The organism is Nonomuraea sp. GTA35, from assembly GCF_041950525.1.
Taxonomy (GTDB): Bacteria; Actinomycetota; Actinomycetes; order Streptosporangiales; family Streptosporangiaceae; genus Nonomuraea.
This window is the reverse complement of record NZ_JBGNUV010000046.1, coordinates 1782-4098: the sequence shown is the minus strand read 5'-3', so window position 1 is coordinate 4098 and position 2317 is coordinate 1782. Positions and strand designations below refer to the sequence as shown.

The following is a 2317-nucleotide window of genomic DNA, read 5'->3' as shown; positions in this document are numbered from 1 at the left end:
GATTATGTGGAATCTGTTTTGTCAAGCCGCGTCGATCGATCGCGGTCAGTTGGGTGGGGATCTTCGAGCAGGACGACCTTGCTGAGAACGGGATCGAAGCCGAGGACCGGGTCTTGGCTTCCGCCTTCCGGGGTCATCAGCACCGGCTTTCCGAGTTCGCTCCCGATCGCCCGCAGGAAGTCGCAGAGCGTGTCGACCCCTGCTTGACCTTGCAGTTCACGAAGGTCGACATCGAAGTCGATCTCCGTCTCCGACATGAGCCGGAAGATCGCGAGCACGCCCGGAGCAGGCCAGACTCGCAGCGACACCGTCTCAGCCTCGGGTGGACGCGCGAGCACTTCGGCGGCGGTGGGCAGCGGCAGCACCGTGTCGCCTTGCGAGTACTGCCACTGCCATCCACGCGTCCGGACAAGGTCCAGGACGGCCTGCCAGTCCTCGACGGTGGCGTCCGGGACAAAGAGGTCCGGCAATGCGCCCATCAAGTCGGGATCGAAGAATTCCCTGGCCTCGTCCCACCGGAGATCCGTCATGCCGTTATGCTGCCTGGCTGCGGACCCTGCCGCAGCTCGATTACGTCGGCTTCTGGTTAACGGCGATGATCGGAAGCAGCGTCGCCTGGGCGGGAATACCGATCTGCTGCGGGGTCGCACCGGATGGCGTGGGGACATCGGCGAGACGTTCCAGAAGCTGGTCAAGAGCGGCCTGGCCGTCGTCGACCGCGGCTCGCTCGTCATCGGTGAGGGGAACGGCGGCGAGCATGCGCTGCAGGTTGTCCTTGGCCTCCAGCAGCAGCGCTTTAGAGGAGTCTTTCGGGGTGTAGAAGTCGCACTTGGCGCAGGCCATCCGGTGCGGGCACTGCTCAAAGAAGGTGTAGTTGCAAAATCCGTGCCCCAAGTCGTAGTACTGCCACGGCTCGCCAGCGGCCGCAGCCCCGCTCTCAACCGCCTCCCGGTCGACCAGGACCTCGATGGTGCGGACGTTGCGTTCGAAGTAGCCGGCGTCCTGGTAGGCCTGGGCGAGGGTATTGGGTGTGATCTTGGCGTAGTGCTGAGTAGTGTCCGGCGACCGATGCCCCAACCAGGCTTGCAGCTCGAACAGCGTCATCGGCTCCTTGGCGTTGTAGAGCTGGGTGGCGATGGTGGAGCGCGCTCGGTGGCTGGTGATGTTGCCGCGGACATCGCGAGTTGGGACACCGGCCTTGCCGCATAGCGACGGGATGATCGTCTTGTTGATGTAGGTGTTGGCGACCCGACGTGCTCGGTAGGCGAACAGGAAGTCGACGCGTTCGCCGGTCTTGCGGTCCAGCATCGTCGGTTGCTCGGGGCGGATGGCTTGCCAGGCTTCGATGGCCTTGCCGAGGAGCGGGTCGACCGGCTTGGTGAACGCTGTCCCGGTCTTGTGCGTGGGGATGTCCAGCAGGCAGACGGCATCGCGGGCCAAGACCTCATCGGTGTCTCCGGCGATCGGCTGGTCGTCGTGTTGCCAGCGGACACAGCCGACGCGCAGCCGGGCGATTTCGTCGCTGCGCAGGCCGCTGAACAGCCAGGTCAATGTGACCGCCCGGACCAGCTCCAGCGGGTAGCACAGTCCGTAGGAGCTGATCGGGAAGTCCTCGGGTTCGACGTTGAGGCCAGCCCAGAGCAGCTTGGCCCACACGTCGTCGTCGATCACTCGGGGGTTGGGGCCGATGAGCGCTTGGATGCTTCGGGGTGTTCGCAGCGCGGTGGCGGGATCGAACCGTCGGGGAATCTGTTCCCACTCGTGCAGGTCGCGAAAGAACGTCCTGGTCGCGGTGAGGTATCCGGCCTTGGTGCGCGGCGAGAGCGGTTCCCCTGCCCGCTTGACCAGCCCCGAGTGGCTGCGCTGGATGTAGTCGCCGATGGTCATCCGGTCGACGGCGGCGACCCATTCGGCGCAGAGCTCCCGGGTCCAGTGGCTCGGTTCGGTGATCTCCGGATGCCCGTCGGCAAGCCAGCGACCGGTCTTGGACAGGACACTACGGAAGATCCCACGGACCTTCGGGGCGAGCGTCGAGGTGGCGTACCAACGTTCCACCCACCCTGTCCAGGCGGGCGGTGCCCCTTCGATCTCGGCCGGTCCGCGAGGGGCGTGTTTCAGCGGGGGCGGACCGGCATGTCCCAGGCCAGCGATGGCCCGCTGGACCGCGAAGAGAACGGACGAGTGGTGACGGTTCATCGCCGGATGGGCGCGAAGTCGGTCGAACGCCTCGGTGGTCAGGTCCTCCAGCCTGGGGCTGCGGTTGAGGAGCAGCGCCTGACACAGGCCCGCGAACAGGCGCTGGTCCTCCGACCGGTAG

General features: G+C 65.8%; 2 protein-coding genes. Both read right to left on the bottom strand.

Annotated elements, in window-relative coordinates:
* Positions 1-2: 2 nt before the first annotated feature.
* Entirely contained in the window at positions 3-530 is a 528-nt protein-coding gene (locus ACBJ32_RS59265; RefSeq protein WP_375134385.1) for a hypothetical protein, read from the bottom strand.
* A 40-nt stretch (positions 531-570) separates the two neighbouring features.
* Positions 571-2317: tyrosine-type recombinase/integrase (locus tag ACBJ32_RS59260; RefSeq protein ID WP_375134384.1), on the bottom strand; the 1747-nt coding region annotated here is incomplete at its 5' end.